Below are 26,066 nucleotides of genomic sequence, written 5' to 3' on the forward strand. Positions count from 1 at the left end.
TCCCGGGGGCGCCCGGGGCGCGCGAACACATCGGCGCACGGCCGGGAGGCGGGCCGCGGGAGCTGCCTCCCGCGGGGCTACGCAGTAGCCCAAATGCGGTTGCTACGCAACCGAGCGGGAGCAAGCTCCCTCGCCACGGTAACAGTCACCCCGTGGAGGGGCGTGAAGCGGGTGAAACTCAACGCAGGCCGCGTTGAGTCTCGTCCAGCTCACGGATGTACTTGAAGATTTTACGGCTCGAGGCCGGTGGCTTGTTCTGCGCCAGTTCGGGCTGGGCCTGACGGCTCAGGGAGCGCAATAGCTGGCGATCGGCCTCCGGGTAGTCGATGACGAACTTTTCCAGGGTGCCGGCGGCGCCTGCGATCAAGCGATCGCGCCAGCGTTCCAGGTTGTGGAAGCGTTCGTTGTACTGCCGGGTGGAGGCATCGAGTTGATCGAGCAGCACCAGGATGGCGTCAGTGTCCTGGTCGCGCATCAGTTTGCCGATGAATTGCAGGTGCCGTTTACGCGCGATATTCGCGGTGTGCTTGGGCGCATCGGCCAGGGCCCGGCGCAAGGCGTCGGTCAAAGGCAGTTTGGCCAGCAAGTCAGGCTTGAGTGTTGTCAGGCGCTCGCCGAGGTCAACCAGAGCATGCAGCTCGCGTTTGACCTGGGATTTGCTTTTTTCACCCTCGTAGAGGGAGTCGTCGTAAGAATCAACCATGGTGGCAGTCCGCAAAGAAACGCCGCCATGATAACCAGTCGGGGGCCGCTTGTCCGGCCCGGTCGCTCGATGGCCATCACCGAAAACAGAATTTGAGTGGAGAACACCATGAGTGCAGTTCAAAGCGTCGGCCCGCAAGCATTGCCGGCACTGCAGGAACAGGTCGAGCAGATCCTCGCCGAGGCCAAGCGCCAGGGTGCCAGTGCGTGCGAAGTGGCGGTGTCCCTGGAGCAGGGCCTGTCGACGTCGGTGCGCCAGCGCGAGGTGGAAACCGTCGAGTTCAATCGCGACCAGGGGTTTGGCATCACCTTGTACGTGGGCCAGCGCAAGGGCTCGGCCAGCACCTCGGCCAGCGGCCCGGACGCCATCCGCGAAACCGTCGCCGCCGCGCTGGCGATTGCCCAGCACACCTCCGAAGACGAAGCTTCGGGCCTGGCCGATGCTGCGCTGATGTGCAAGGAACTGAAGGATTTCGACCTGTTCCATGCCTGGGACATCACCCCAGAGCAGGCCATCGAGCAGGCACTGCGTTGCGACGCGGCGGCGTTCGAGACCGACAGCCGGATCAAGAACGCCGACGGCACGACGCTCAATACCCACCAGGGCTGCCGGGTCTACGGCAACAGCCACGGTTTCATCGGCGGTTATGCATCGACCCGCCACAGCCTCAGTTGCGTGATGATCGCCGAAGCCGACGGCCAGATGCAGCGCGACTACTGGTACGACGTGAGCCGCCAGGGCACCTTGCTGGCGGACCCGGTGAGCATCGGCCGCAAAGCCGCGCAACGGGCGGCCAGCCGCCTGGGCGCGCGGCCGGTGCCGACCTGCGAAGTGCCGGTGCTGTTTTCGGCCGAGTTGGCCGGTGGCCTGTTCGGCAGCTTCCTGTCGGCGGTGTCCGGCGGCAACTTGTACCGCAAGTCGTCGTTCCTCGAGGGCGCGCTGGGCCAGAAGCTGTTCCCGGAATGGATGACCATCGACGAGCGTCCGCACCTGATGCAGGCCATGGGTAGCTCGGCGTTCGATGGCGATGGCCTGGCCACCTATGCCAAGCCATTCGTGGAAAACGGCGAGCTGGTGTCCTATATCCTCGGCACCTATTCGGGCCGTAAGCTCGGCATGCCGAGCACCGCCAATGCCGGTGGCGTGCATAACCTGTTCGTGACCCATGGCGAAGAAGACCAGGCTGCCTTGCTGCGCCGCATGGGCCGGGGCCTGCTGGTGACGGAACTGATGGGCCACGGCCTGAACATGGTCACCGGGGATTATTCCCGTGGCGCGGCGGGTTTCTGGGTCGAGAACGGCGAGATCCAGTTCCCGGTCCAGGAAGTCACCATCGCCGGCAACATGCGCGACATGTTCAAACAGATCGTGGCCGTGGGCAACGACCTGGAATTGCGCAGCAACATTCGCACCGGCTCGGTGCTGATCGAGCGGATGATGGTGGCGGGGAGCTAACGCCTCACCGTGTAAAAAAGGCGCGTCATCCACAGGGGTGACGCGCCTTTTTTGTGCCCGAAGATCCTGTGGCGAGAGCGCTTTTGTGGCGAGGGAGCTTGCTCCCGCTGGACTGCGCAGCAGGCCCCAAGATCTTGCGGTCGCTACGCAACCGAGTGGGAGCAAGCTCCCTCGCCACATTGTTTTTTGTGTCGTTCGTGGTTGTGTTGCTTCTTATTATCATCTAATAATGAATCTCATTCGCCGAGTGAGCCCCGGTCATGAGTTCTGCCCTGCACGAACAACCCTACCTTGAAAGCTGGCGCTGGATGAGTCGCCAGATCCGTTGCGCGATGAACCCGGACGAGCCGCGGCTGATCGAGCACTACCTGGCCGAGGGCCGCTACCTGGCGTGTTGTACCGCCACCTCGCCGTGGATGATTTCCGAAACTGCCTTCCGTTTGCTGCTCGACACCGCCTCGGACGTCGCGCTGCCCTGGCATTGGCGCAGCCTCTGCCTCGACCAGGCCTGGCGACCATTGCGTGACCTCGAACGACAATCACTGTGCCGCTGCCGCCTCAAGCGTTGGCAGAGTCACGCCTGGGCGCTGGCCACCTGTGCCCTGGCGCCGTCGATTCCCCTTATTGAACTGGTGCAAGGATCTCCCGATGAGTAATACCCGTATCGAACGCGACAGCATGGGCGAGTTGCACGTCCCGGTGGACGCTCTCTATGGCGCCCAGACCCAGCGTGCCGTGGAAACCTTCCCGGTCAGCGGCCAGCGGATGCCGGCGCAATTCATCCGGGCCCTGATCCTGGCCAAGGCCGCGGCTGCACGGGCCAACGTAGAGCTGGAGCAGATCAGCGCGGCCCAGGGCAAGGCTATCGTCGATGCCGCCCTGGGACTGCTCGAAGGTCGTTACATGGACCATTTCCCGGTGGATATCTTCCAGACCGGCTCCGGCACCAGTTCCAACATGAACGCCAACGAAGTGATCGCCACCCTCGCCAGCGGCCTGCTGGGAGAGACGGTCAACCCGAACGACCACGTCAACTGCGGCCAGAGCAGCAACGACATCATTCCCACCAGCATTCATGTCAGCGCCGCGCTGGCCTTGCATGAGCAACTGCTACCGGCGCTGTCGCACCTGGTGCAGGTGATCGAGCGCAAGGCGAAAGAAGTCCATCCGTTCATCAAGACCGGCCGCACCCACCTGATGGACGCGATGCCGGTGCGCCTGAGCCAGGTGCTCGACGGTTGGGCCCAGCAACTCAAGGCCAATATCGGCCACTTGCAAGACCTGCTGCCGAGCCTGCAGTCCCTGGCCCAGGGGGGGACAGCGGTGGGCACTGGGGTCAATGCCCATCCGCGCTTCGCCGAGTTGTTCAGCCAGCAACTGACGCAATTGACCCAGGTGCAATTCACCCCAGGCAAGAACCTGTTCGCCCTGATCGGCTCCCAAGACACCGCCGTGGCGGTTTCCGGGCAGCTCAAGACCACGGCCGTGTCGCTGATGAAAATCGCCAATGACCTGCGCTGGATGAATTCCGGGCCGCTGGCAGGCCTGGGCGAGATAGAACTCGAGGGCTTGCAGCCGGGTTCCTCGATCATGCCCGGCAAGGTCAATCCGGTCATTCCTGAAGCCACCGCGATGGTGGCGGCCCAGGTGATCGGCAACGACACGGTGATCACCATCGCCGGTCAATCGGGCAATTTCGAATTGAACGTGATGCTGCCGATCATTGCCCAGAACCTGCTGAGCAGCATCACCCTGATGTCCAGCACCAGCCGCTTGCTGGCGGACAAGGCCATCGCCACGTTCAAGGTCAACGAAGCCAGGCTCAAGGAAGCGTTGTCGCGCAACCCGATCCTGGTGACCGCGCTGAACCCGATCATCGGTTACCAGAAGGCCGCTGAAATCGCCAAGAAGGCTTACCAGCAAGGCCGGCCGGTCATCGACGTCGCCCTAGAACACACCGACCTGACGCGCAGCGAACTCGAAGTCCTGCTGGACCCGGAGAAGCTCACCGCTGGCGGCGTGTAACCCCCGACACCTGTGTGGAGGACTCATCATGGAACACTGGAAACGTACGATCGAACGGGCCAATCGCTGTTTCATCCAAGGCGAGCTGGTGGATGCCCGCGAAGCCTACCTGCAAGCCCTGGCGCTGGCCCAAGTGTTGTTTGAGCGCTGGGCGGACGCCGACGAAGCCGTGGCCGCCTGCGTCGTCTCCCACCACAACCTGGCGGACCTTCACCTGCGCTTGAACCAGCCGGAGGAGAGCGCCGAATACTTGTGCGCGATCCACCAGCGGTTGTTGCAGACAATGCAGGACGAACGGCTGGCACCGGCTTTGCGCGCCGCTGCACAACGCCAGAGCCACAAGACCTATGTCGAACTGCTGAATTTCATCAGCGAGCACGGTGAGTACCCGCGCACCCAACGCCTGCTGCACTGCAATGCCACCACGCCCCGGCAGCGCTATGCCCCTCTTCATCATGGAGTTCATTGAACATGGCTTTTACCTTGCCTGCATTGCCTTACGCCTACGACGCCCTGGAACCGCACATCGATGCGCAAACCATGGAAATCCACTACACCAAGCACCACCAGACCTACATCAATAACCTCAACGCGGCGGTGGATGGCACCGAATACGCCGAATGGCCCGTCGAAAAACTGGTGGCCAGCGTGGAACAGTTGCCACAAAACCTGAAGGCTGCGGTGATCAACCAGGGCGGTGGCCACGCCAACCATTCGTTGTTCTGGGAGGTGATGACGCCCCAGGGCGGCGGCCAGCCCGAGGGCGCCCTGGCGGCGGCGATTGACGCGCAGCTGGGCGGCATCGAGCGTTTCAAGGAAGCTTTCACCAAAGCGGCGCTGACCCGTTTCGGCAGCGGCTGGGCCTGGGTGAGCGTGCCCCCGCAAAAGACCCTGGTGGTGGAAAGCAGCGGCAACCAGGTCAGCCCGTTGATGAATGGCAACGCGCCGATTCTTGGCCTGGACGTCTGGGAGCATGCCTATTACTTGCGTTACCAGAACCGTCGACCGGAATACATCACCGCCTTCTACAACGTGATCAATTGGCCTGAAGTTGCCCGACGCTATCAGGCAGCGCTGGCTTCGAGTCCTTCATGAACACAACCCAAGGCTGATCATGGACACTCAAACACTGGCGATTGGCGGCGGACGGATGTTCCGCTATGCCTTGGGGTCGCTGTTGCTGTTGGCCGGCATGACGTTGTTGGCGGCCCAGGGCCTGGCGTGGCTGGACCTGGAGCCCAAGCTGTTGCGGGCGCTTCAAGGCGGTGGGTTGTGCGCCTTGGGCACCGCGCTGGGGGCCGTGCCGGTGTTGGTCATTCGACGCATGCCCCAGGCCGTGAGCGATTCATTGCTAGGCTTCGGGGCCGGGGTGATGCTCGCCGCCACGGCGTTTTCGCTGATCGTGCCGGGCATTGCCGCGGCCGAGCAACTGGGGCTCACACCTTGGGCCGCCAGCGGTCTTATCTGTTTTGGCATCATGTCGGGGGCGTTCGGGCTGTACCTGGTGGACCGCAAGGTGTCGGCCAGTCCTGAGAGGCTGATCGCAGCGCCAGGACGTCCGGTCATTGCGCCGCGGATCTGGTTGTTCGTGTTCGCCATCATCGCCCACAACATTCCGGAAGGCATGGCGGTGGGCGTGTCAGCAGGCGGCGGCATGCCCGATGCCGACAGCCTGGCAATGGGTATCGCCTTGCAGGATGTCCCCGAAGGGCTGGTGATCGCGCTGGTGCTGGCCGCGGCGGGTATGTCGCGGGTGAAGGCGTTCCTGATTGGCGCCGCGTCCGGGCTGGTCGAGCCCGTGTTCGCGCTGTTGTGCGCCTGGTTGGTGAGCCTGGCCGAAATGCTCTTGCCCCTGGGGCTGGCGTTGGCGGCCGGGGCGATGCTGCTGGTGGTGACCCATGAGGTCATACCCGAATCCCGTCGCAATGGTTACGAGAAATTGGCGAGCCTGGGATTGCTGGTGGGGTTTTGTCTGATGATGGTGTTGGATACGGCGTTGGCCTGATCCAATCCAGGGGCCATGCGTTTGTGCTGTTGTGGCGAGGGAGCTTGCTCCCGCTGGCCTGCGAAGCGGGCCCCGTTGTGTTTTCCTGCTGTGGATTTACGGCTGCTTCGCAGCCGAGCGGGAGCAAGCTCCCTCGCCACAACAAGCTCGGCTCGAGTCCTGGGGGGTTACTCGCCTTCGTCGAAATAATTGTTGATCAGCGCCACCAGCGCATCCATCGCTTCCTGCGCCTGCTCCCCTTCAGTGCTCAGGTGAATCCTGGTGCCCTTGCCAGCGGCGAGCATCATCATCGCCATGATGCTTTTACCGTCGACGGTGCTCTCGGGCGTACGCCCGACCCTGATCGTGGTATCCGGAAACTTCCCCGCCACACCGACGAATTTTGCCGACGCCCGGGCATGCAAACCCAGCTTGTTGATGATTTCAATTTCCCGAGCAGGCATCGCGATGTGAATCCTTTAGCTGAGGTCGCGGTGGCGAACCTGGACATTCTTCAGGGATTGTTGCAGGAGCTGACCCAGGCGTTCGGTCAGGTAGACGGAGCGGTGATGACCGCCGGTACAGCCGATGGCGATCGTGACATAGGCGCGATTGCTCGCGGCAAAGCGGGGTAGCCATTTGAGCAGGTAGCTGGAGATGTCCTGGTACATTTCCTCGACGTCCGGCTGTGCGGCCAGGTAGTCGATCACTGGTTGGTCAAGTCCGGACTGCTCGCGCAATTCCGGCTTCCAGTAGGGGTTGGGCAGGCAGCGCACATCGAACACCAGGTCGGCGTCCACCGGCATGCCACGCTTGAAGCCGAACGACTCCACCAAAAACGCCGTGCCCGGCTCCGGTTGGTTCAGCAGGCGCAGCTTGATTGTGTCACGTAGCTGATACAGGTTCAGGTGCGTGGTGTTGACCTTCAGGTCGGCCAGGTCGGCAATCGGCCCCAGCAACTGGCTTTCATCGTCGATGGCTTCGGCCAGGGAGCGGTTGGCGTTGCTCAGGGGGTGGCGCCGGCGGGTTTCGGAAAAGCGCTTGAGCAGCGTCTCCTCATCGGCATCCAGGTACAACACATCGCACTGGATATGCCGGCTGCGCACTTCCTCGAGCAGTTCAGGGAAGCGCGACAGGTGGCTCGGCAGGTTGCGCGCATCGATGGACACCGCCACCAGCGGCTGCGCCAGTTCCGTGAGGATCAGGGCGCGCTCTGCCAGTTCCGGCAGCAGGCCGGCGGGCAGGTTGTCGATGCAATAGTAGCCGCTGTCCTCAAGCACGTTGAGGGCCGTGCTTTTACCGGAGCCGGAGCGGCCACTGACGATGATCATGCGCATGTTTAATGACCGTTCTGCTCGTCCAGGACCACCTGGTACAAAGCTTCGTTACTCGGTGCGCTGCGCAGTTTTTCGCGCACTTCCTTGCGGTCCAGCATGCTGGCAATCTGGCGCAGCAGCTCAAGGTGCGCATCGGTCGCCGCTTCCGGAACCAGCAATACAAACAGCAGGTCGACCGGGGCGCCGTCGATGGCGTCGAAATCTATGGGGGTATCAAGGTGCAACAATGCGCTGATCGGCGCGGCACACCCCTTGAGACGGCAGTGAGGAATGGCGATGCCGTTGCCAAAACCGGTGGAACCGAGTTTTTCACGGGCAACCAGGGCCTCGAAGACGTCCTGCATCACCAGATCAGGCACCTCGCGGTGGATCAGGTTGGCAATTTGTTCGAGGGCTTTCTTTTTACTGCCACCCGGCGCGTTCACCTGGGAACGGCCGGGGGTCAGGATGGTTTCTAGTCGGATCATGGATTGGGGGGGTTAACGACCGGTAGCGCCCTGGAGGAGGCTCTGGGTCTTTTCCTTATGCTTTTTGAGTTGGCGATCCAGCTTGTCGGTCAGCAGGTCAATCGCGGCATACATGTCTGTGTGCTCTGCGTTGGCAACCACTTCTCCGCCGGGAATATGCAGCGTGGCTTCGATTTTCTGCACCAGCTTCTCGACGTTCATCGTGACTTGCACGTTGGTGATCTTGTCGAAATGCCTCTCCAATCGGTCGAGTTTTTCGCCGATGTAGGTGCGCAGGGGTTCGGTCACTTCCAGTTGGTGTCCACTGATGTTGACTTGCATACAGCTTCTCCTTCGTTGCCAGTGCATAAAGCGGCAGGCAGAAATGCCTGCCACTGGAACGCTGTGGCGTGGCCTTGTTACATCAACCGCTTGCGTTCGCTCGAAGGCGCGATCCCGAGGGATTCACGGTACTTGGCGACGGTACGGCGGGCCACCTGAATGCCTTGTGCCTCCAGTAAACCAGCGATCTTGCTGTCACTCAACGGCTTTTTCTGATTTTCCGCAGCCACCAGTTTTTTGATGATCGCGCGGATGGCCGTGGACGAGCATTCGCCGCCTTCGGAGGTGCTGACGTGGCTGGAGAAAAAGTATTTCAATTCATAGATGCCCCGGGGGGTATGCATGAATTTCTGGGTGGTCACCCGGGAAATCGTCGACTCGTGCATGCCCACGGCCTCGGCAATGTCATGCAGGACCAAGGGTTTCATCGCTTCATCGCCGTACTCCAGGAAGCCGCGCTGATGCTCGACGATCTGGGTGGCAACTTTCATCAATGTTTCGTTGCGGCTTTGCAGGCTCTTGATGAACCAGCGGGCTTCCTGCAGCTGATTGCGCAGGAAGGTGTTGTCGGCGCTGGTGTCGGCACGCTTGACGAAGCCGGCGTACTGGGCGGTGACGCGCAGCTTGGGCACCGACTCCTGGTTGAGCTCCACCAGCCAGCGATCATTGTGCTTGCGCACGATCACGTCGGGCACCACGTACTCAGGCGCGGGGGATTCGATCTGCGCGCCGGGGCGCGGGTTGAGGCTCTGCACCAGCTCGATGACCTGGCGCAGCTCATCTTCCTTGAGCTTCATGCGGCGCATCAGTTGGCTGTAGTCGCGACCGCCCAGCAGGTCGATGTAATCGGTGACCAGTCGCTTGGCTTCGGCCAGCCACGGCGGCTTGGCGGCCAGCTGGCGCAATTGCAGCAACAGGCACTCGCCCAGGTTGCGGGCGCCGATGCCGGCCGGCTCGAACTGCTGGATGCGATGGAGGACGGCTTCGATCTCGTCCAGCTCGATGTCGAGCTCGGGGTCGAAGGCTTCGAGGATTTCCTCGAGGGTCTCGTCCAGGTAGCCCTGGTTGTTGATGCAATCGATCAGGGTCACGGCGATCAGGCGATCGGTGTCGGACAGCGGCGCCAGGTTCAGTTGCCACAGCAGATGGCTTTGCAGGCTCTCGCCGACAGAGGTGCGGGTGGTGAAGTCCCACTCGTCGTCATCGCTGCTTGGCAGGTTGCTGGCGCTGGTCTGGTAGACGTCTTCCCAGGCCGTGTCCACGGGCAGCTCGTTGGGAATGCGTTCGTTCCATTCGCCCTCCTCGAGGTTGTCCACCGTCGGGGCGGCTTCCTGGTAGGACGGTTCCGGGATCTCGGTGTTGGTCTTTTGCTCGACGTTGTCGGCCAGCGGATCGGTGTTATCGAAGTCGTCGCCTTCTTCCTGGCGTTCGAGCATCGGATTGGACTCCAGGGCCTCCTGGATTTCCTGTTGCAGGTCCAGGGTCGACAATTGGAGCAGGCGGATGGCCTGTTGCAGCTGCGGTGTCATCGTCAGCTGCTGGCCCATTCTCAAGACTAGCGATGGTTTCATGGCAGGGGCTTAACACCTTATTCGCCGGCGCACATGCGCCATCCACTACAGGGCGCCGGAGCGCCAAACTTAAGCAAATTATATGCCTGAAACTGAAGTGTTTGCCTAGAGCGTCGCCATAATAAAATCAAACGACGCCCGGGCAATTCGCCAGACACGTGTGCTTACAGGCGGAACTCATGGCCCAGGTACACTTCCTTGACCAGGTCGTTGGCCAGGATCGCAGCGGAGTCACCTTCGGCGATCAACTGGCCGTCATTGACAATGTAGGCGGTTTCGCAGATATCCAGCGTCTCGCGCACGTTGTGGTCGGTGATCAGCACGCCGATGCCCTTGGCCTTGAGGTGATGGATGATCTGCTTGATGTCCCCCACCGAGATCGGGTCCACGCCAGCGAACGGTTCGTCGAGCAGGATGAATTTCGGCGCGGTGGCCAGGGCGCGGGCGATTTCCACGCGACGCCGTTCACCACCGGACAGGCTCATGCCCAGGTTGTCGCGAATGTGGCTGATGTGGAATTCCTGCAACAGGCTTTCCAGCTCCTGGCGACGGCCGGCCTTGTCGAGTTCCTTGCGGGTCTCGAGGATTGCCATGATGTTGTCGGCCACCGACAGTTTGCGGAAGATCGACGCTTCTTGCGGCAAATAGCCGATACCGGCCTTCGCGCGGCCGTGCATCGGCTGGTGGCTGACATCCAGGTCGTCGATCAATACGCGACCCTGATCGGCCTGGACCAGGCCGACGATCATGTAGAAGCAAGTGGTCTTGCCCGCGCCATTGGGGCCGAGCAGGCCGACGATCTGGCCGCTGTCGATGGACAGGCTGACATCACGCACGACTTGACGGCTCTTGTAGCTCTTGGCCAAGTGCTGAGCTTTCAGAGTTGCCATTACTGGGCCTTCTGCTCGGTTTTCTTTTTAGGCTGGATCACCATGTCGATCCGCGGACGCTGCTCGGTCACCTTGCTGCCGGTGGCGCGACCGGCGCTGGCGAGTTTCTTGTTTGTGTCATAGACGATTTTCTCGCCTTGGGTGACGTTGTTGTCCTTGTCGACGACCTTGGCACGGTCGATCAGGACCACGCGATCCTGGGAGGCGTGGTACTGGATGGTCACCCCGTAGCCTTGTACCGGCTTGGTGTCGCCTGCGGTTTGCATCTGCTCGAAATAGGCCAGGTTGCCCACCGAGGTCACCACGTCGATATCGCCGGACTGGGTGCGGGTGATGGTCACGGTGTTGCCGGTGACCTTCATCGAGCCTTGGGTGATGATCACGTCGCCTTTATAGGTGGCGACGCCATTCTTGTCGTCGAGTTGCGCGTCGTCGGCCTGGATGCGGATTGGCTGGTCGCGGTCGGTGGGAAGAGCCCAGGCGCTCGCGCTTCCCAGTGCTGCGCCCAGACTGAGCAAAATAGGGAGGGTTTTAGCGAGCTTCATACTGTCCTCTTACGTTCGATAGCAGGTGTATCCTGCTTTCCTTCAAATACGCCTTCATTCCCGTGCCAGTCGATACACCCCCGGCGCCGTCGATTCTAACGGGTTGCTCGGTCTGCGCATATTCTTGCTGCGGGAATACCGTCATGCGTGTGCTGGTGATGATGGTCGTACGGTTTTTCTCGTCGGTCCGGGCGATGCGTACCGAGTCGATCAGTTCCACTTCGGTGCCACCGGAATTGACTTCGGCGTGCTCGCTCTGCACATGCCAGGGAAAATCGGTGCCGCGGAATATGTTCAAGTCCGGCTTGGTGACCAGCGTAATGTCAGTGGCCTTGACGTGGTCGACCTTGTCGGACGTCATCTCATATTGCACTTTGCCGTCGGGCAGGTACTGCAGGGTGTGGGTGTTGGTCGCGTACCAGTCGATCTTTTCCTCGACTTGGGCCGCAGGCTGGTCGAGAAACCGTTCAGGGCTGATGTTCCAATAGCCCACCGCGGCGAAAATCGCCGCGATACAGGCAAACACCACAACGGTGCGAATCTTTTTGCTCAGCATAAATGGCTCACAGGTACGCGGCGTTGGCCGCTTCGAGACGGCCCTGGGCGCGCAGGATCAGTTCACAGAATTCACGGGCGGCACCTTCGCCGCCTCGCGCCGTGGTGATTCCGTGGGCGTGCTCGCGCACGAAGCTGGCCGCGTTGGCGACGGCCATGCCCAGGCCGACCCGGCGAATCACCGGCAGGTCCGGCAGGTCGTCACCGAGATAGGCCACTTGTTCATAGCTTAGGTTGAGTTGGCCCAAGAGCTCGTCCAGCACCACCAGTTTGTCTTCGCGCCCCTGGTAAAGGTGCGGGATGCCGAGGTTCTTCGCGCGCCGCTCGACCACCGGGGTCTTCGGCCACTGATGATAGCGGTCTGCACGCCGGCGGCCATCAACATCTTGATGCCCTGGCCGTCGAGGGTGTTGAAGGTCTTGAACTCGCTGCCGTCTTCGAGGAAATACAGGCGACCGTCAGTCAGCACGCCGTCCACATCGAACACGGCCAGCTTGATGGCTTGGCCCCGTTGCAACAGGTCTGTGTTCATTTACATGACTCCCGCGCGCAGCAAATCGTGCATGTTCAGGGCGCCCACCGGACGGTCTTCGCCATCGACGACGACCAGGGCACTGATTTTGTGGTCTTCCATGATTTTCAAGGCCTCGGCGGCGAGCATCTCGGCACGGGCGGTCTTGCCGTGGGGCGTCATGACTTGCTCGATGGTCGCGCTGTGGATGTCGATGGCGCGGTCCAGGGTGCGGCGCAGGTCGCCGTCGGTAAAGATCCCGGCGAGCTTGCCGTCGGCTTCCAGCACTACCGTCATGCCCAGTCCCTTGCGGGTCATCTCCATGAGCGCGTCCTTGAGCAACGTGCCGCGCACAACCTGTGGCAATGCCTGGCCGGCGTGCATCACGTTTTCGACTTTCAGCAGCAGGCGACGGCCAAGGGCACCACCGGGATGGGAAAAGGCGAAGTCTTCCGCGGTGAAGCCCCGGGCCTCCAGCAGCGCCACGGCCAGGGCGTCGCCCATGACCAGGGCTGCGGTGGTGGAGGAGGTCGGCGCCAGGTTCAGCGGGCAGGCTTCGTGTTCGACATGGACGTTGAGGTTCACTTCGGCGGCCTTGGCCAGCGGCGAGTCCGGGTTGCCGGTCATGCTGATCAACTGGATGCCCAGGCGTTTGATCAACGGCAGCAACGTGATGATTTCATTGGTGGAGCCGGAGTTGGACAAGGCCAGGATGACGTCGTCCCGGGTGATCATGCCCATGTCGCCGTGGCTGGCCTCGGCCGGGTGGACAAAAAAGGCCGTGGTGCCGGTGCTGGCGAGGGTGGCGGCGATCTTGTTGCCGATGTGCCCGGACTTGCCCATGCCGACCACGACCACGCGGCCCTTGCTGGCCAGAATCATCTCGCAGGCGCGTACGAAATCAGCGTCGATATGGGCCAGCAAGCCTTGCACGGCTTCAAGCTCGAGGCGGATGGTACGTTGTGCCGATTGAATCAGGTCGCTGGATTGGTTCATGTCAGAAATCGTATAGCCCGATGAAAAGGCGGCGATTATAGCGGCAATGAACAATTCCCTCACGTAAGTTCGTCATGCTTTGTGCTAGCGGCTGCAAGGTTCGACGTAAAATCAGACTTTTTACCTTAAGCCAGGCTTAACGGCGGGGCCGTTGGCCTTGGGCGCTTCGCTGTTGCAGTGATATAGTTCGCCGCCGGTTCGCTGCCCGGCGGTAGCGACGCTTGTCGGCTGCCCAAGGCATTCGAATGTGAGGCTGCATCGCAAGGAGTTTAGATGAGTGCCGACAACGCCTACGCGGTCGAGCTGAAGGGACTGTCCTTCAAGCGAGGGACGCGCAGCATTTTCAATGACATCGATATTCGCATACCACGGGGCAAGGTCACCGGCATCATGGGGCCCTCCGGGTGTGGCAAGACCACGCTGCTGCGGCTGATGGGCGCGCAACTGCGTCCCAGCGCCGGCGAAGTCTGGGTCAATGGCCAGAATCTTCCCCAATTGTCTCGCAGCGACCTGTTCGATGCGCGCAAGCACATGGGGGTGCTGTTCCAGAGCGGCGCGCTGTTCACCGACCTCGATGTGTTCGAGAACGTGGCGTTCCCGCTGCGGGTCCATACCGATCTGCCGGAAGAAATGATCCGCGACATCGTCCTGCTCAAATTGCAGGCCGTCGGGCTGCGCGGCGCCATCGACCTGATGCCGGACGAGCTGTCCGGCGGCATGAAGCGTCGTGTCGCGCTGGCGCGGGCGATTGCCCTCGATCCGAAGATCCTCATGTACGACGAGCCCTTCGTCGGCCAGGATCCGATCGCCATGGGTGTGCTCGTGCGCCTGATCCGCCTGCTTAATGATGCGCTGGGCATCACCAGTATCGTGGTCTCCCACGATTTGGCCGAAACCGCGAGCATTGCCGACTACATCTATGTGGTCGGCGATGGGCAGGTGCTGGGGCAGGGCACGCCGCAGGAACTGGCGGATTCGGACAACCCGCGCATTCGCCAATTCATGAAGGGTGATCCGGACGGGCCGGTGGCGTTCCATTTCCCGGCCACGGATTACCGTACCGATCTGCTGGGGAAGCGCTGATGCGCAAGAAATCACTGTTGGAAAGAATTCGCCTGTTCGGTCGCTCCGGCATCGACGTGGTGGCGGTGCTGGGGCGTTCCTCGCTGTTTTTGATGCACGCCTTGCTCGGTCGCAACTCGACGGGCGGCGGCTTTGGCCTGCTGGTCAAGCAGTTGCACTCGGTGGGCGTGATGTCCCTGGTGATCATCGTCGTCTCCGGGATCTTCATCGGCATGGTGCTGGCGCTGCAAGGCTTCAGCATTTTGTCCAGCTACGGTTCGGAGCAGGCGGTCGGGCAGATGGTCGCCTTGACGCTGCTGCGCGAGCTGGGTCCCGTGGTGACCGCGCTGCTGTTCGCCGGGCGTGCCGGTTCGGCGCTGACGGCTGAAATCGGTAACATGAAGTCCACCGAGCAGCTGTCCAGCCTGGAAATGATCGGTGTCGCCCCGCTCAAGTACATTGTTGCCCCGCGCCTGTGGGCCGGCTTCATTTCCCTGCCGGTGCTGGCGATGATCTTCAGCGTCGTGGGGATCTGGGGCGGCTCCTGGGTGGCCGTCGACTGGCTGGGGGGCTATGAGGGTTCCTATTGGGCGAACATGCAGAACAGCGTCGATTTCCTCGACGATGTCCTCAATGGCGTGATCAAAAGTGCCGTGTTCGCGTTCGTCGTGACCTGGATCGCCGTGTTTCAAGGCTATGACTGTGAGCCCACTTCAGAGGGGATCAGCCGTGCCACAACCAAGACCGTGGTGTACGCCTCGCTGGCGGTCCTGGGCCGTGACTTTATTCTGACCGCCTTGATGTTTGGAGATTTCTGATGCAAAACCGCACCCTGGAAATCGGTGTCGGCCTTTTCTTGCTGGCGGGCATCCTGGCTTTGCTGCTGCTGGCCCTGCGGGTCAGTGGACTGGCGCCGACGGCAAGCACCGATACTTATAAACTTTATGCCAACTTCGACAATATCGCCGGTTTGACGGTCAGAGCCAAGGTGACCATGGCCGGTGTGACCATCGGCAAGGTCACGGCAATCGATCTGAACCGCGAGGATTTCACCGGTCGGGTGACGCTGCAACTGGAAAAGCGCGTGGACAACCTGCCGACTGACTCCACTGCATCTATCCTCACGGCTGGGCTGCTGGGCGAGAAGTACATTGGCATCAGCGTGGGTGGGGAAGACACCGTGCTCAAGGACGGTGGCGTCATCCACGACACGCAGTCGTCCCTGGTGCTCGAGGACCTGATCGGTAAATTCCTGCTCAATACCGTTAGCAAAGACGCCAAATGAGGAGCTTTTGAATGATCTCTATCTTGCGACGTAGCCTGTTGGTGCTGCTCGCGGCGCTGCCGTTGATGGCCAACGCCGTGGCCGCGCCTTCGGCCCATGACATCATCCAGGACACGACCACCCGGTTGCTGGCGGACCTTGCCGCCAACAAAGAGAAATACAAACAGGACCCCAGCGCGTTCTATGACGCGCTGAACGGCATCGTCGGCCCTGTGGTGGACGCCGATGGCATCTCCAAGAGCATCATGACCGTCAAGTACTCGCGCAAGGCCACCCCGGCGCAGATGACCCGCTTCCAGGAGAACTTCAAGCGCAGCCTGATGCAGTTCTATGGCAACGCCTTGCTGGAGTACAACAACCAGGGCATCACCGTTTCCCCGGCCAAGGATGAAAGTGGCACCCGCACCAGCGTCGACATGCAAGTCAAGGGCAACAACGGCGCGGTCTACCCAGTGTCCTACACGCTCGAGAAAATCAACGGCGAGTGGAAGGTGCGCAACGTGATCATCAACGGCATCAACATCGGCAAGCTGTTCCGCGATCAGTTCGCCGACGCCATGCAGCGCAATGGCAACGACCTGGACAAGACCATCGACGGTTGGGCCGGTGAAGTCGCCAAGGCCAAGGAAGTGACCGAAGAAGCCAAAGAGAAGCAGGAACAATGATCGAGTCGGTGAGTGAGTCGGCCGTTCGTCTGGGCGGGGCCGGTGAGCTGCTGCTCAGCGGCGTGCTGGATTACCGCACTGGGCCGACCCTGCGCAAGCAGGGCCAGGCGCTGATCAAGTCCATTGGCGGCGCCGAGGTGGTCATTGACTGCTCGGCGGTGCAGAAGTCCAGCAGTGTCGGCTTGTCGCTGCTGCTGTGTTTCATGCGGGACGCCAAGGCGGCCGGCAAAACGTGGAGCATCCGTGGGATGCCCGAAGACATGCGCGAAATAGCCCAGGTCAGCGAGCTGACCGAGCTGTTGGCGCACCCCTGACCCACATTGTTGGAAAGCCCCTCTGTCAGAGTCCTGCTTCGCGGGGTTCGCAGGCGCGGGGCTTTTTTGTATGATGTGCGACCCGCGCGCACAGGGCGCCGATTGAGGTTGAGCATGCAGGCTGTAGAAGTGAAGAGCTTCCTTGAAGGAAAGCTGCCTGGTACGCAGGTGGAGGTTGAAGGCGAAGGCTGCAATTTCCAGCTGAACGTAATCAGCGATGAACTGGCGGCGTTGAGTCCAGTGAAGCGTCAGCAGAGCATCTATGCCCATTTGAACCCATGGATCGCCGATGGCAGCATCCACGCGGTCACGATGAAATTTTTCAGCAGCGCGGCCTGGGCCGAGCGCACCTGAGCCCAAGGGCCTCGAGATTCTTATGGATAAACTGATTATTACCGGCGGCGCTCGTCTTGATGGCGAAATCCGTATTTCCGGGGCAAAGAACTCCGCCCTGCCAATCCTGGCCGCGACCCTGCTGTGCGACGGTCCTGTGACTGTAGCCAACCTGCCGCACCTGCACGACATCCCCCCGATGATCGAGCTGTTCGGCCGCATGGGCATCGAGCCGGTGATCGACGAGAAGCTCAGCGTCGAGATCGACCCGCGCACCATCAAGACCCTGATCGCCCCGTACGAGCTGGTGAAAACCATGCGCGCATCGATCCTGGTATTGGGGCCGATGGTCGCCCGTTTCGGTGAAGCCGAAGTCGCCTTGCCTGGCGGTTGCGCCATCGGCTCGCGTCCGGTGGACCTGCACATCCGTGGCCTGGAAGCCATGGGCGCGGTGATCGACGTCGAAGGCGGCTACATCAAGGCCAAGGCGCCGGAAGGTGGCTTGCGCGGTGCACACTTCTTCTTCGACACCGTCAGCGTGACCGGTACCGAGAACATCATGATGGCTGCCGCACTGGCCAAGGGCCGCAGCGTGCTGCAGAACGCCGCCCGCGAGCCTGAAGTGGTCGACCTGGCGAACTTCCTGATCGCCATGGGCGCCAAGATCAGCGGCGCCGGCACCGACACCATCACCATCGATGGCGTCGAGCGCCTGCATTCGGCCACCTACAAGGTGATGCCGGACCGGATCGAAACCGGCACTTACCTGGTGGCCGCCGCCGTCACCGGTGGCCGCGTCAAGGTCAAGGACACCGATCCGACCATCCTCGAAGCCGTCCTGGAAAAACTCAAGGAAGCCGGTGCCGAAGTCACCTGCGGCGAAGACTGGATCGAAGTGAACATGCACGGCAAGCGGCCCAAGGCCGTCAACGTGCGGACCGCGCCGTACCCGGCGTTCCCCACCGACATGCAGGCGCAGTTCATCTCCCTCAACGCCATTGCCGAAGGCACCGGCGCGGTGATCGAGACGATCTTCGAAAACCGCTTCATGCACGTCTACGAACTGCACCGCATGGGCGCCAAGATCCAGGTCGAAGGCAACACCGCCATCGTCACGGGCACCGAGAAGCTCAAGGGTGCGCCAGTCATGGCCACCGACCTGCGGGCTTCGGCCAGCCTGGTCATCTCGGCCCTGGTTGCCGAAGGCGATACCCTGATCGATCGCATCTACCACATTGACCGTGGCTACGAGTGCATCGAAGAAAAACTGCAGATGCTCGGCGCCAAGATCCGCCGCGTGCCGGGCTAGTTCCGGCTGCATGGGCATAGGGATGTGCCCGTTGAATTCGTTTCAGGTCGAGGGTGGTTGCACCCTCGATGTGTGTCCGGCGCCGCTTGCGACCGGGCATGAGTACCTTGATAAGGACTGACGTTTCCCATGTTGACCATCGCACTGTCCAAGGGCCGCATCCTTGACGACACCCTGCCGCTTCTGGCTGAAGCGGGCATCGTGCCGACCGAGAATCCGGACAAGAGCCGCAAGCTGATCATCCCCACGACCCAGGCCGACGTGCGCTTGCTGATCGTGCGTGCCACCGACGTGCCGACCTACGTGGAGCATGGCGCAGCCGACCTGGGCGTCGCCGGCAAGGACGTGCTGATGGAGTATGGCGGCCAGGGCCTGTACGAGCCCCTGGACCTGCGGATCGCCCGCTGCAAGCTGATGACCGCCGGTAAAGTCGGCGCGCCGGAGCCCAAGGGGCGTTTGCGGGTGGCGACCAAGTTCGTCAACATTGCCAAGCGTTATTACGCCGAGCAGGGCCGTCAGGTCGATATCATCAAGCTGTACGGTTCGATGGAGCTGGCGCCGCTGATCGGCCTGGCGGACAAGATCATCGACGTGGTCGACACCGGCAACACCCTGCGAGCCAACGGCCTGGAACCCCAGGACTTCATCGCTGACATCACCTCCCGGCTGGTCGTCAACAAGGCGTCGATGAAAATGCAACATGCTCGTATCCAGGCTCTGATCGATACCCTGCGCAAGGCAGTGGAAGCGCGACACCGCGGCTGATTCACCTGCGCGACCTTGAGTCGCGCCCGTCTATCCGTGTCATAGCCAATTTTCTCAGGTGCCCACGCGAATGGACTGGTAGCTTAGGGCGCCTGAGCATTTGCCATTAATGAGGCCCTCGCTATGACCGCTCCCACTTCGATTCGCCGACTCAACGCTGCCGACCCGGATTTCGCACATCATCTGGATCATCTGCTGAGCTGGGAAAGCGTGTCTGACGACTCGGTCAATCAGCGGGTGCTGGACATCATCAAGGCCGTGCGCGAACGTGGCGATGCCGCCCTGGTGGAATTCACCCAGAAATTCGACGGCCTGCAAGTGGCGTCCATGGCCGACCTGATCCTGCCGCGCGAGCGCCTGGAACTGGCCCTGACCCGAATCACCGTGCCCCAGCGCGAAGCCTTGGAAAAGGCCGCGTCCCGGGTCCGTGACTATCACGAAAGGCAGAAACAGGACTCCTGGAGCTACACCGAAGCCGATGGCACGGTGCTGGGCCAGAAGGTCACCCCGCTGGACCGCGCCGGCCTGTATGTGCCGGGGGGCAAGGCGTCCTATCCGTCCTCGGTGCTGATGAACGCCATCCCGGCCAAGGTCGCCGGCGTGACCGAAGTGGTCATGGTCGTCCCGACCCCGCGGGGTGAGATCAACGAGTTGGTGCTGGCCGCCGCTTGCATCGCTGGCGTGGACCGGGTGTTCACCATCGGCGGTGCCCAGGCCGTGGCGGCGCTGGCCTATGGCACCGAAAGCGTGCCGCGGGTGGACAAGGTGGTCGGCCCGGGCAACATCTATGTCGCCACCGCCAAGCGCCACGTGTTTGGCCAGGTTGGCATCGACATGATCGCCGGCCCTTCGGAAATCCTCGTCGTGTGCGACGGCCAGACCGATCCGGACTGGATCGCCATGGATCTGTTTTCCCAGGCCGAGCACGACGAAGACGCCCAGGCGATCCTGGTCAGCCCGGACGCCGAGTTCCTCGACAAGGTGGCCGCGAGCATCGACAAGCTGTTGCCGACCATGGACCGCGCCGAGATCATCAACACGTCGATCAATGGCCGTGGGGCGCTGATCAAAGTCGATGACATGGCGCAGGCCATCGAAGTCGCCAACCGCATCGCGCCGGAACACCTGGAATTGTCGGTCGCCGACCCGCAGGCCTGGTTGCCGCAGATCCGCCACGCCGGTGCGATCTTCATGGGCCGCCACACCAGCGAGGCCCTGGGTGACTATTGCGCAGGCCCTAACCACGTATTGCCGACGTCCGGCACCGCGCGCTTCTCGTCGCCTCTGGGGGTGTATGACTTCCAGAAGCGTTCGTCGATCATCTTCTGCTCCGAGCAGGGTGCCTCCGAACTGGGCAAGACCGCTTCGGTGCTGGCCCGTGGCGAATCGCTGAGCGCCCACGCCCGCAGCGCCGAGTACCGCATTCTTGACGAGCCATCCGTTGAACGGCAGGGGAACTGAAATGAGTAAATTCTGGAGCCCGTTCGTCAAGAACCTGGTGCCCTACGTGCCGGGTGAACAGCCGAAGCTGACCCGATTGGTCAAGCTCAACACCAACGAGAACCCCTACGGCCCATCGCCCAAGGCCCTCGCGGCGATGCAGGCCGAGCTGAACGACAATCTGCGCCTGTATCCGGATCCCAACAGCGACCTGCTGAAAGGCGCCGTGGCCCGCTATTACGGCGTGCAGGGCAACCAGGTGTTCCTGGGTAACGGTTCGGATGAAGTGCTGGCGCACATTTTTCACGGCCTGTTGCAGCACGACCAGCCGCTGTTGTTCCCGGACATCAGCTACAGCTTCTATCCGGTGTATTGCGGCCTGTACGGTATTCAGTTCGAGGCGGTGTCGCTGGATGAGCAATTCCAGATCGACCCGGCCGACTACGCCAAACCCAACGGCGGGATCATTTTCCCCAACCCGAACGCGCCGACCGGCTGCCTGCTGGCGCTGGAGGCGGTCGAGCGGATCCTCAAGGCCAGCCCGAATTCGGTGGTCGTGGTGGACGAGGCCTATATCGACTTCGGCGGCGAGACGGCCATCAGCCTGGTGGATCGTTATCCGAACCTGCTGGTGACCCAGACCCTGTCCAAGTCCCGCTCGCTGGCGGGGCTGCGCGTGGGCCTGGCGGTGGGGCATCCGGACCTGATCGAAGCGCTGGAGCGGATCAAGAACAGCTTCAACTCCTACCCGTTGGATCGCCTGGCGAATGTCGGCGGCGCGGCGGCGTTCGATGATCGCGAGCATTTCGACCGGACCTGCCGATTGGTCATCGAACACCGTGAGTGGGTGGTGGATCAGTTGGAAGCGAAGGGCTTCGAAGTATTGCCCTCGGCGGCCAACTTCATCTTCGCCCGCCACCCCCGGCACGACGCGGCAGGGCTGGCGGCGAAACTGCGGGAGCAGGGCGTGATCGTGCGGCACTTCAAGCAGGAGCGGATTGCCCAATTCCTGCGGATCAGCATCGGCACGCCGGAGCAGAACCAGGCCCTGATCGAAGCACTCGGCGAACTCTGAAACCCTGCATTGAGCCTGTGGAATCCTGTGGAGTCTGTGGGAGCAAAGCTTGCTCGCGAGGGCGGTGTGTCAGTCGCTTCAATGTTGGCTGACCCGAAGCCATCGCGAGCAAGCTTTGCTCCCACAGTCGTTTTGTGGTGTACACAAGATCTGCATACCGCCGCAAATCCCCCTGTGGGAGCGAGCTTGCTCGCGAAAGCGGTGTGTCAGTCACTGTAATGTTGGCTGAACTGACGCCATCGCGAGCAAGCTCGCTCCCACAGTTGTTTTGTGGTGTACGCAAGATCGGCATTCCCCGCAAATCCCCCTGTGGGAGCGAGCTTGCTCGCGATGGGGCCTTTGGATCAGACCCTGAACTGGTTGATCAGCCGCCGCTGCTGCTCTGCCAGTTTGGTCAGCCCGGCGCTGGCCGCGCTGGATTCGTCGGCACCGCTGGCCACTTCGTTCGCCACTTGCCCGATGTTGATCACGTTGCGGTTGATGTCGTCGGCCACGGCGCTCTGTTCCTCGGCAGCGCTGGCGATCTGGGTATTCATGTCGTTGATCACCGACACCGCCTGGGTAATCGTTTCCAAGGCCTGGGCCGCTTTCGCCGCATGCTGCACGCTTTCATCGGTACGATGCTGGCTGTCTTCCATCACCCGAACCACATCCCGGGTGCCTTGTTGCAGTTGCTGGATCATTGCCTGGATTTCTTCAGTCGCCTGCTGGGTCTTCTGCGCCAGGTTGCGCACTTCATCGGCGACCACCGCGAAACCACGGCCCTGTTCACCGGCCCGGGCGGCTTCGATGGCTGCGTTGAGGGCCAACAGGTTGGTCTGCTCGGCGATCCCGCGGATGGCGGTGAGGATCGCATTGATGTTCTCGCTGTCCTTGGCCAGGGTCTGCACCACACCCACCGCCTTGCCGATTTCCACGGCCAGGGCGCCAATGGAGGTGGAAGTGTCCCGCACGATCTGCATGCCCTGGCTGGCGGCCTGGTCCGCATGACTGGCAGCCTGGGCCGCCTGGGTCGCGTTGCGGGCCACGTCCTGGGCGGTGGCGGTCATTTCGTGCACGGCCGTGGCGACCTGATCGATCTCCGTCATCTGCTTGTGCACGCCCTGGTTGGTGCGGATCGCGATATCGGCGGTGTGCTCCGATGAATCGCTGACACTCTGCACCGAGGTCACCACCTGGGTGATCATGCCCTGCAACTTGCTCAGGAAGGTGTTGAAGCCCCTGGCGATCGCGCCCAGTTCGTCGGCGCGGTCGCTCACCAGGCGACGGGTCAGGTCGCCTTCGCCCTGGGCGATGTCATCGAGCATCGCCACCATCTGCTTGAGTGGCCGGGCGATGCCGTGGCCCACCAGCCAGATCACCAGCAGACCGATCCCGGCAATCACCAGGCCCACCATCGCCATGCCGAAGATATCGGTCTGGCGCCGATGGTCGAGGTCTTGCTGCAAGGCTTGCAGGTCGGCCATGACCGCGTTCAGCGGCAGTTGCAGCATCAGTGTCCAGCGGGCGTTGGTCTCGCCGATGCCGAACGGCATGTACACCTCGATATGCCCGTGGGCTTCGTCGATGTCGTAACGCACTTCGCCGACGCCCAGTTTGGTCAGGTTATCCAGTTCATTGGCGTCCAGCAGGTCGCTGGCCTTTTCCCCGAGTTTGCTCGGGTCCTTGGTGAAGGCCACCAGCCGGTTGTTGCTTGAGAGCAAGGCCATTTCCCCGGCGCCGTCGTACAGCTTGCCGTCGGCGGCCACGAGCATGTCCTGGATGAAGTTCACCGACAGGTCGGCACCGACGATGCCCTGGAACTTGCCCTCGATCATGATCGGTTCGATGAACGAAGCGAGCATGGTCATCGTGCTGCCGACGCGGTAGGGCGCCGGATCGATCACGCAGGCTTTCTTGCTGTCCTGGGAGCACTGGTAGTACTCACTGGCGCGAATGCCGGTGGAGAGCAGTTTTTGATCGGTCACATCGGCGAGCTTTTCCAGGCCCAGGGAGCCGTCCTGGTTGCGAAACCACCAGGGCAGGAAACGCCCGTTGGTTTCCATGCCCAGCACCGGGCTGTCCACGTAATTGGCGTCGTCGCGGTCGATGGCATTCGGCTCCCAGGCGATGTAGGCGCCGAGGATTTTCGGGTTGCGTACGACGGTTTCGCGCAACAGGCTGATCATCTGCTCCCGGGGCACCTTCAGTTGCGGGTTGCCGTCCGCGCCGTTCATGCCCATCAAGGCATTCGTGGTGGCCAGGCCGCGGGCGAGCAACAGCGGGGCTTCCAGTTCCCGCTGGATCAGGCTGGCCTGGGTACGTGCCAAGGCACTGAGGCGTTGTTCGATGAGTTGCTCGAACTGCGCCTTGGTTCGCTGTTGCACCATCTCCTGGGTGCGGGCGCCGGCAAACAGCGCGTACAACACAAGGGCGCCGCCCACGCTGAGCACGATGGCACCGGCCAGGGCGGCCACGGAAAACTGGATCGATCTGAATTTCATAAAGACTCCGGACGCGGAAATGACGTCTGGGATCTTTATCGGCGTTTCTGTGGCGCGGCATGAGGCGCTGTTCGTCGGGTGACTGTTTTGGCTAGGTGGGTGTCGCAAATGGGCGCAGTGGTTCTGTCCAAAAAAACCGCAATCCCCTCGTTGTGTATCTGGCGCCGATACAAATCAAGGCCTAGGATACGCCCACGTTTCCAGGGAGCTTCTTTTACATGAACAAGACATTGATGGTGAGTGCTCTGAGCGCGGCGCTGCTGCTCGCCGGTTGCCAGTCGGTCAATACCACCAGCGGCGGAGCCGTGGGTGTGGAACGCAAGCAGTACATGTTCAGCATGCTGTCGACCGACCAGGTCAACCAGATGTATGCCCAGTCCTATCAAAAGACGATGGGCGAGGCGAGTGCCCAGGGCGTCTTGGACAAGACCAGCAGCGATGCCAAGCGCGTCCAGGCCATCTCCAGTCGACTGATCGCCCAGGCGCCGGTGTTCCGTCCGGATTCGGCGCAATGGAACTGGGAAGTGAACCTGATCAAGAGCGACGAGCTCAACGCCAGCTGCGGCCCTGGTGGGAAAATCATTTTCTACACCGGCTTGATCAATAAGCTGAAGCTCACCGACGATGAAATCGCCGCGATCATCGGCCATGAAATCGCCCACGCCCTGCGCGAGCACGGGCGCGAGGCGATGTCCAAGGCCTACGGCATCGAAATGGCCAAGCAGGGCGCCGGTGCCTTGTTCGGCCTCGGCCAGGACAGCCTGGCGTTGGCCGACACCGTCGCCAACTACGGCATGACCTTGCCCAACAGCCGTGGCAACGAGAACGAAGCCGACCTGATCGGCCTCGAACTGGCCGCCCGCGCCGGCTATAACCCGAACGCCGCGATCACCTTGTGGAACAAGATGGCCAAGGCGTCGGAAGGCGCGCCACCGGAGTTCATGAGCACCCACCCATCGTCGAGCAGCCGTATTGCTTCGTTGCAGGCGGCGATTCCGAAGGTGATGCCGCTGTATCAGCAGGCCAAGAAGTAACCATCGTCATGTGGTGAAACTTTTTTGTGGCGAGGGGGCTTGCTCCCGCTGGGCCGGTCCGACGCCACGGGCGAAGCGGCCCCAAAAGCTTGCGGTCGCTGCGCACCCGAGCGGGAGCAAGCTCCCTCGCCACAACAGCCTCAAACCCACCCACTGCTCTGCATCGCCTTGTACACCGCCACGATCGCCAGGACGAAGAACGCCGAGGCGGCCAGGCGGCGGATCAGGGTCAGGGGCAGCTTCTCGGCGGCGAAATTGCCCGCCAGGACCACCGGCACGTTGGCAATCAACATGCCCACGGTGGTGCCGATGATCACCAACCACAGCTCCGGGTATTGCGCGGCGAGCATCACCGTGGCGATCTGGGTCTTGTCGCCGATTTCCGCCAGGAAAAACGCAATCAGCGGGGTCAGGAACGGTCCGAACTTGCGGGCCGTGTTGGCTTCTTCATCGTCCAGTTTGTCCGGGACCAAGGTCCACAGTGCCGTGGCCGCGAAGCTGGCCGCCAGTATCCAGTGCAGGACCGCGTCGGAGAAAAAACCGCTGACCCAGGCGCCGACCGCGCCGGCCGCCGCATGGTTGGCCAGGGTCGCGGCCACGATGCCAGCGATGATCGGCCAGGGTTTGCGAAAGCGTGCCGCCAGGATGAGCGCGAGCAATTGCGTCTTGTCGCCGATTTCGGCCAGCGCAACGATCGCCGTGGGTACCAGGAGTGAGTCCAGCATCAGGGAATTTCCTAAAGGGGCGGGTCGACACGGCTATGACACGTACAGCCTTCCCGCCCCGGGTAAGGTGTGCGTGTCATAGGTCTTGTCAAACCCAGCGACCATCTGCGTGGACGCTTGGGCCGCATACGCCATGGTCTGCTGACCAAGTATGTTGACGTATGCCGGGCGAGCATGGCGCTCGCGGGAGACTACTCCCCTAGGACGGAGCGGATT

29 protein-coding genes, 2 pseudogenes and 1 riboswitch are annotated in these 26,066 nt (G+C 62.0%); of the genes and pseudogenes, 17 read left to right on the forward strand and 14 right to left on the reverse strand.

Translation table 11 applies throughout. The features are described 5' to 3' along the window. Positions 1-178: 178 nt before the first annotated feature. Positions 179-703 carry a ribosome biogenesis factor YjgA gene (gene yjgA / locus HGO40_RS21815; protein WP_250964704.1) on the reverse strand — a complete coding sequence of 175 codons (525 nt, stop codon included), beginning with the start codon at positions 701-703 and terminating at the stop codon, positions 179-181. Between the two features lie 108 nt (positions 704-811). Here yjgA and pmbA point away from each other — a divergent pair, with 108 nt between their 5' ends. The 6 genes from pmbA (at position 812) to HGO40_RS21845 (ending at position 6,188) form a co-directional block, all read left to right on the forward strand. Further along, positions 812-2,158, forward strand: a complete 1,347-nt coding sequence (gene pmbA / locus HGO40_RS21820) for a metalloprotease PmbA (protein ID WP_250964705.1) — start codon at positions 812-814, stop codon at positions 2,156-2,158. Positions 2,159-2,418: 260 nt separating this feature from the next. Continuing rightward, positions 2,419-2,814 carry a hypothetical protein gene (locus HGO40_RS21825; RefSeq protein ID WP_053118468.1) on the forward strand — a complete coding sequence of 132 codons (396 nt, stop codon included), beginning with the start codon at positions 2,419-2,421 and terminating at the stop codon, positions 2,812-2,814. After that, a complete protein-coding gene (locus tag HGO40_RS21830) occupies positions 2,807-4,183 on the forward strand; it encodes a class II fumarate hydratase (protein WP_250964706.1) in 1,377 nt (458 codons plus the stop codon). Before HGO40_RS21825 ends, HGO40_RS21830 begins: the two co-directional genes overlap by 8 nt. Before the next feature lie 28 nt (positions 4,184-4,211). Next, on the forward strand, positions 4,212-4,652 hold the full coding sequence (locus HGO40_RS21835) for a DUF2753 family protein (protein ID WP_250964707.1): 441 nt from the start codon (positions 4,212-4,214) through the stop codon (positions 4,650-4,652). Between the two features lie 2 nt (positions 4,653-4,654). Further along, complete coding sequence (locus HGO40_RS21840) at positions 4,655-5,278, forward strand: superoxide dismutase (RefSeq protein ID WP_250964708.1); 624 nt, start codon at positions 4,655-4,657, stop codon at positions 5,276-5,278. A gap of 19 nt (positions 5,279-5,297) precedes the next feature. Beyond that, the gene (locus HGO40_RS21845) at positions 5,298-6,188 is read left to right on the forward strand and encodes a ZIP family metal transporter (protein ID WP_250964709.1); all 891 of its coding nucleotides are present in this window, start codon (positions 5,298-5,300) and stop codon (positions 6,186-6,188) included. A gap of 167 nt (positions 6,189-6,355) precedes the next feature. Here the strand turns inward: HGO40_RS21845 and HGO40_RS21850 are convergent, their stop codons facing one another. From HGO40_RS21850 to HGO40_RS21895, 10 genes and pseudogenes are all read right to left on the reverse strand, one after another. Further along, positions 6,356-6,631: an HPr family phosphocarrier protein gene (locus tag HGO40_RS21850; RefSeq protein WP_053118478.1), complete on the reverse strand. Its 276-nt coding sequence runs from the start codon at positions 6,629-6,631 to the stop codon at positions 6,356-6,358. Between the two features lie 15 nt (positions 6,632-6,646). Next, positions 6,647-7,504 carry an RNase adapter RapZ gene (rapZ, locus tag HGO40_RS21855; RefSeq protein WP_250964710.1) on the reverse strand — a complete coding sequence of 286 codons (858 nt, stop codon included), beginning with the start codon at positions 7,502-7,504 and terminating at the stop codon, positions 6,647-6,649. A gap of 2 nt (positions 7,505-7,506) precedes the next feature. Beyond that, positions 7,507-7,971 carry a PTS IIA-like nitrogen regulatory protein PtsN gene (ptsN, locus tag HGO40_RS21860; RefSeq protein WP_186708763.1) on the reverse strand — a complete coding sequence of 155 codons (465 nt, stop codon included), beginning with the start codon at positions 7,969-7,971 and terminating at the stop codon, positions 7,507-7,509. 12 nt (positions 7,972-7,983) lie between these two features. Beyond that, complete coding sequence (gene hpf, locus HGO40_RS21865; RefSeq protein WP_250964711.1) at positions 7,984-8,292, reverse strand: ribosome hibernation-promoting factor, HPF/YfiA family; 309 nt, start codon at positions 8,290-8,292, stop codon at positions 7,984-7,986. A 77-nt stretch (positions 8,293-8,369) separates the two neighbouring features. Further along, positions 8,370-9,863 carry an RNA polymerase factor sigma-54 gene (locus tag HGO40_RS21870; protein WP_250964712.1) on the reverse strand — a complete coding sequence of 498 codons (1,494 nt, stop codon included), beginning with the start codon at positions 9,861-9,863 and terminating at the stop codon, positions 8,370-8,372. A 164-nt stretch (positions 9,864-10,027) separates the two neighbouring features. After that, complete coding sequence (lptB, locus tag HGO40_RS21875; protein ID WP_018614004.1) at positions 10,028-10,753, reverse strand: LPS export ABC transporter ATP-binding protein; 726 nt, start codon at positions 10,751-10,753, stop codon at positions 10,028-10,030. Continuing rightward, positions 10,753-11,298 (reverse strand): lipopolysaccharide transport periplasmic protein LptA, encoded by a 546-nt coding sequence (gene lptA / locus HGO40_RS21880; RefSeq protein WP_186708793.1) that lies wholly within the window; start codon positions 11,296-11,298, stop codon positions 10,753-10,755. The genes lptB and lptA overlap by 1 nt, the downstream gene beginning before the upstream one ends. Further along, positions 11,285-11,854: an LPS export ABC transporter periplasmic protein LptC gene (lptC, locus tag HGO40_RS21885; RefSeq protein ID WP_250964713.1), complete on the reverse strand. Its 570-nt coding sequence runs from the start codon at positions 11,852-11,854 to the stop codon at positions 11,285-11,287. Before lptC ends, lptA begins: the two co-directional genes overlap by 14 nt. A gap of 7 nt (positions 11,855-11,861) precedes the next feature. After that, positions 11,862-12,385 (reverse strand): annotated as a pseudogene (locus HGO40_RS21890) (KdsC family phosphatase). After that, positions 12,386-13,360, reverse strand: coding sequence for a KpsF/GutQ family sugar-phosphate isomerase (locus HGO40_RS21895; protein ID WP_186708801.1), 975 nt, complete (start codon positions 13,358-13,360; stop codon positions 12,386-12,388). A 273-nt stretch (positions 13,361-13,633) separates the two neighbouring features. Here HGO40_RS21895 and HGO40_RS21900 point away from each other — a divergent pair, with 273 nt between their 5' ends. The 10 genes from HGO40_RS21900 to hisC all read left to right on the forward strand — a co-directional run bounded on the left by HGO40_RS21900 (position 13,634) and on the right by hisC (position 21,608). Beyond that, a complete protein-coding gene (locus tag HGO40_RS21900; protein ID WP_092205009.1) occupies positions 13,634-14,443 on the forward strand; it encodes an ATP-binding cassette domain-containing protein in 810 nt (269 codons plus the stop codon). Further along, positions 14,443-15,240, forward strand: a complete 798-nt coding sequence (gene mlaE, locus HGO40_RS21905; protein WP_250964714.1) for a lipid asymmetry maintenance ABC transporter permease subunit MlaE — start codon at positions 14,443-14,445, stop codon at positions 15,238-15,240. Before HGO40_RS21900 ends, mlaE begins: the two co-directional genes overlap by 1 nt. Continuing rightward, positions 15,240-15,707 (forward strand): outer membrane lipid asymmetry maintenance protein MlaD, encoded by a 468-nt coding sequence (mlaD, locus tag HGO40_RS21910; RefSeq protein WP_003178020.1) that lies wholly within the window; start codon positions 15,240-15,242, stop codon positions 15,705-15,707. The genes mlaE and mlaD overlap by 1 nt, the downstream gene beginning before the upstream one ends. A gap of 11 nt (positions 15,708-15,718) precedes the next feature. Further along, a complete protein-coding gene (locus HGO40_RS21915; RefSeq protein WP_092333293.1) occupies positions 15,719-16,372 on the forward strand; it encodes an MlaC/ttg2D family ABC transporter substrate-binding protein in 654 nt (217 codons plus the stop codon). A gap of 8 nt (positions 16,373-16,380) precedes the next feature. After that, positions 16,381-16,686, forward strand: a complete 306-nt coding sequence (locus HGO40_RS21920; protein ID WP_250964732.1) for an STAS domain-containing protein — start codon at positions 16,381-16,383, stop codon at positions 16,684-16,686. Positions 16,687-16,800: 114 nt separating this feature from the next. Next, positions 16,801-17,040, forward strand: a complete 240-nt coding sequence (locus tag HGO40_RS21925; RefSeq protein WP_007953556.1) for a BolA family protein — start codon at positions 16,801-16,803, stop codon at positions 17,038-17,040. Between the two features lie 22 nt (positions 17,041-17,062). Then, on the forward strand, positions 17,063-18,328 hold the full coding sequence (gene murA, locus HGO40_RS21930; RefSeq protein WP_250964715.1) for a UDP-N-acetylglucosamine 1-carboxyvinyltransferase: 1,266 nt from the start codon (positions 17,063-17,065) through the stop codon (positions 18,326-18,328). A gap of 129 nt (positions 18,329-18,457) precedes the next feature. Further along, complete coding sequence (gene hisG, locus HGO40_RS21935; protein ID WP_250964716.1) at positions 18,458-19,093, forward strand: ATP phosphoribosyltransferase; 636 nt, start codon at positions 18,458-18,460, stop codon at positions 19,091-19,093. 123 nt (positions 19,094-19,216) lie between these two features. Then, positions 19,217-20,554 (forward strand): histidinol dehydrogenase, encoded by a 1,338-nt coding sequence (gene hisD / locus HGO40_RS21940; protein WP_092445446.1) that lies wholly within the window; start codon positions 19,217-19,219, stop codon positions 20,552-20,554. 1 nt (position 20,555) lies between these two features. Then, the gene (gene hisC / locus HGO40_RS21945; protein WP_250964717.1) at positions 20,556-21,608 is read left to right on the forward strand and encodes a histidinol-phosphate transaminase; all 1,053 of its coding nucleotides are present in this window, start codon (positions 20,556-20,558) and stop codon (positions 21,606-21,608) included. 344 nt (positions 21,609-21,952) lie between these two features. Here hisC and HGO40_RS30935 read toward each other — a convergent pair whose 3' ends face one another. Beyond that, a complete protein-coding gene (locus HGO40_RS30935) occupies positions 21,953-22,795 on the reverse strand; it encodes a methyl-accepting chemotaxis protein (protein ID WP_411387464.1) in 843 nt (280 codons plus the stop codon). A gap of 15 nt (positions 22,796-22,810) precedes the next feature. Beyond that, positions 22,811-24,091, reverse strand: a pseudogene (locus HGO40_RS30940) (methyl-accepting chemotaxis protein); the annotation flags it as partial. A 218-nt stretch (positions 24,092-24,309) separates the two neighbouring features. On the opposite strand from HGO40_RS30940, the gene HGO40_RS21955 reads away from it, so the two are divergent. After that, positions 24,310-25,125 (forward strand): M48 family metallopeptidase, encoded by an 816-nt coding sequence (locus HGO40_RS21955; protein ID WP_250964719.1) that lies wholly within the window; start codon positions 24,310-24,312, stop codon positions 25,123-25,125. Between the two features lie 140 nt (positions 25,126-25,265). On the opposite strand, the gene HGO40_RS21960 is transcribed toward HGO40_RS21955, so the two are convergent. Next, the gene (locus HGO40_RS21960; protein ID WP_250964720.1) at positions 25,266-25,850 is read right to left on the reverse strand and encodes a TMEM165/GDT1 family protein; all 585 of its coding nucleotides are present in this window, start codon (positions 25,848-25,850) and stop codon (positions 25,266-25,268) included. Between the two features lie 90 nt (positions 25,851-25,940). Further along, positions 25,941-26,063: riboswitch (yybP-ykoY riboswitch) on the reverse strand. Between the last annotated feature and the right edge of the window lie 3 nt (positions 26,064-26,066).

This window comes from Pseudomonas sp. CG7 (genome assembly GCF_023701885.1).
GTDB classification, from domain to species: domain Bacteria; phylum Pseudomonadota; class Gammaproteobacteria; order Pseudomonadales; family Pseudomonadaceae; genus Aquipseudomonas; species Aquipseudomonas zanjanensis.

Coding starts and splice junctions, on each gene's coding strand:
- lptA (WP_186708793.1), bottom strand. CDS start 11,298: ATGAAGCTCGCTAAAACCCTCCCTATTTTGCTCAGTCTGGGCGCAGCA.
- lptC (WP_250964713.1), bottom strand. CDS start 11,854: ATGCTGAGCAAAAAGATTCGCACCGTTGTGGTGTTTGCCTGTATCGCG.
- HGO40_RS21895 (WP_186708801.1), bottom strand. CDS start 13,360: ATGAACCAATCCAGCGACCTGATTCAATCGGCACAACGTACCATCCGC.
- HGO40_RS21960 (WP_250964720.1), bottom strand. CDS start 25,850: ATGCTGGACTCACTCCTGGTACCCACGGCGATCGTTGCGCTGGCCGAA.
- HGO40_RS21835 (WP_250964707.1), top strand. CDS start 4,212: ATGGAACACTGGAAACGTACGATCGAACGGGCCAATCGCTGTTTCATC.
- HGO40_RS30935 (WP_411387464.1), bottom strand. CDS start 22,795: ATGATCACCCAGGTGGTGACCTCGGTGCAGAGTGTCAGCGATTCATCG.
- murA (WP_250964715.1), top strand. CDS start 17,063: ATGGATAAACTGATTATTACCGGCGGCGCTCGTCTTGATGGCGAAATC.
- mlaD (WP_003178020.1), top strand. CDS start 15,240: ATGCAAAACCGCACCCTGGAAATCGGTGTCGGCCTTTTCTTGCTGGCG.
- HGO40_RS21840 (WP_250964708.1), top strand. CDS start 4,655: ATGGCTTTTACCTTGCCTGCATTGCCTTACGCCTACGACGCCCTGGAA.
- hisD (WP_092445446.1), top strand. CDS start 19,217: ATGACCGCTCCCACTTCGATTCGCCGACTCAACGCTGCCGACCCGGAT.
- yjgA (WP_250964704.1), bottom strand. CDS start 703: ATGGTTGATTCTTACGACGACTCCCTCTACGAGGGTGAAAAAAGCAAA.
- HGO40_RS21850 (WP_053118478.1), bottom strand. CDS start 6,631: ATGCCTGCTCGGGAAATTGAAATCATCAACAAGCTGGGTTTGCATGCC.
- HGO40_RS21825 (WP_053118468.1), top strand. CDS start 2,419: ATGAGTTCTGCCCTGCACGAACAACCCTACCTTGAAAGCTGGCGCTGG.
- pmbA (WP_250964705.1), top strand. CDS start 812: ATGAGTGCAGTTCAAAGCGTCGGCCCGCAAGCATTGCCGGCACTGCAG.
- hisG (WP_250964716.1), top strand. CDS start 18,458: ATGTTGACCATCGCACTGTCCAAGGGCCGCATCCTTGACGACACCCTG.
- HGO40_RS21915 (WP_092333293.1), top strand. CDS start 15,719: ATGATCTCTATCTTGCGACGTAGCCTGTTGGTGCTGCTCGCGGCGCTG.
- HGO40_RS21870 (WP_250964712.1), bottom strand. CDS start 9,863: ATGAAACCATCGCTAGTCTTGAGAATGGGCCAGCAGCTGACGATGACA.
- rapZ (WP_250964710.1), bottom strand. CDS start 7,504: ATGCGCATGATCATCGTCAGTGGCCGCTCCGGCTCCGGTAAAAGCACG.
- mlaE (WP_250964714.1), top strand. CDS start 14,443: ATGCGCAAGAAATCACTGTTGGAAAGAATTCGCCTGTTCGGTCGCTCC.
- HGO40_RS21830 (WP_250964706.1), top strand. CDS start 2,807: ATGAGTAATACCCGTATCGAACGCGACAGCATGGGCGAGTTGCACGTC.
- hisC (WP_250964717.1), top strand. CDS start 20,556: ATGAGTAAATTCTGGAGCCCGTTCGTCAAGAACCTGGTGCCCTACGTG.
- hpf (WP_250964711.1), bottom strand. CDS start 8,292: ATGCAAGTCAACATCAGTGGACACCAACTGGAAGTGACCGAACCCCTG.
- HGO40_RS21900 (WP_092205009.1), top strand. CDS start 13,634: ATGAGTGCCGACAACGCCTACGCGGTCGAGCTGAAGGGACTGTCCTTC.
- HGO40_RS21925 (WP_007953556.1), top strand. CDS start 16,801: ATGCAGGCTGTAGAAGTGAAGAGCTTCCTTGAAGGAAAGCTGCCTGGT.
- HGO40_RS21955 (WP_250964719.1), top strand. CDS start 24,310: ATGAACAAGACATTGATGGTGAGTGCTCTGAGCGCGGCGCTGCTGCTC.
- lptB (WP_018614004.1), bottom strand. CDS start 10,753: ATGGCAACTCTGAAAGCTCAGCACTTGGCCAAGAGCTACAAGAGCCGT.
- HGO40_RS21845 (WP_250964709.1), top strand. CDS start 5,298: ATGGACACTCAAACACTGGCGATTGGCGGCGGACGGATGTTCCGCTAT.
- ptsN (WP_186708763.1), bottom strand. CDS start 7,971: ATGATCCGACTAGAAACCATCCTGACCCCCGGCCGTTCCCAGGTGAAC.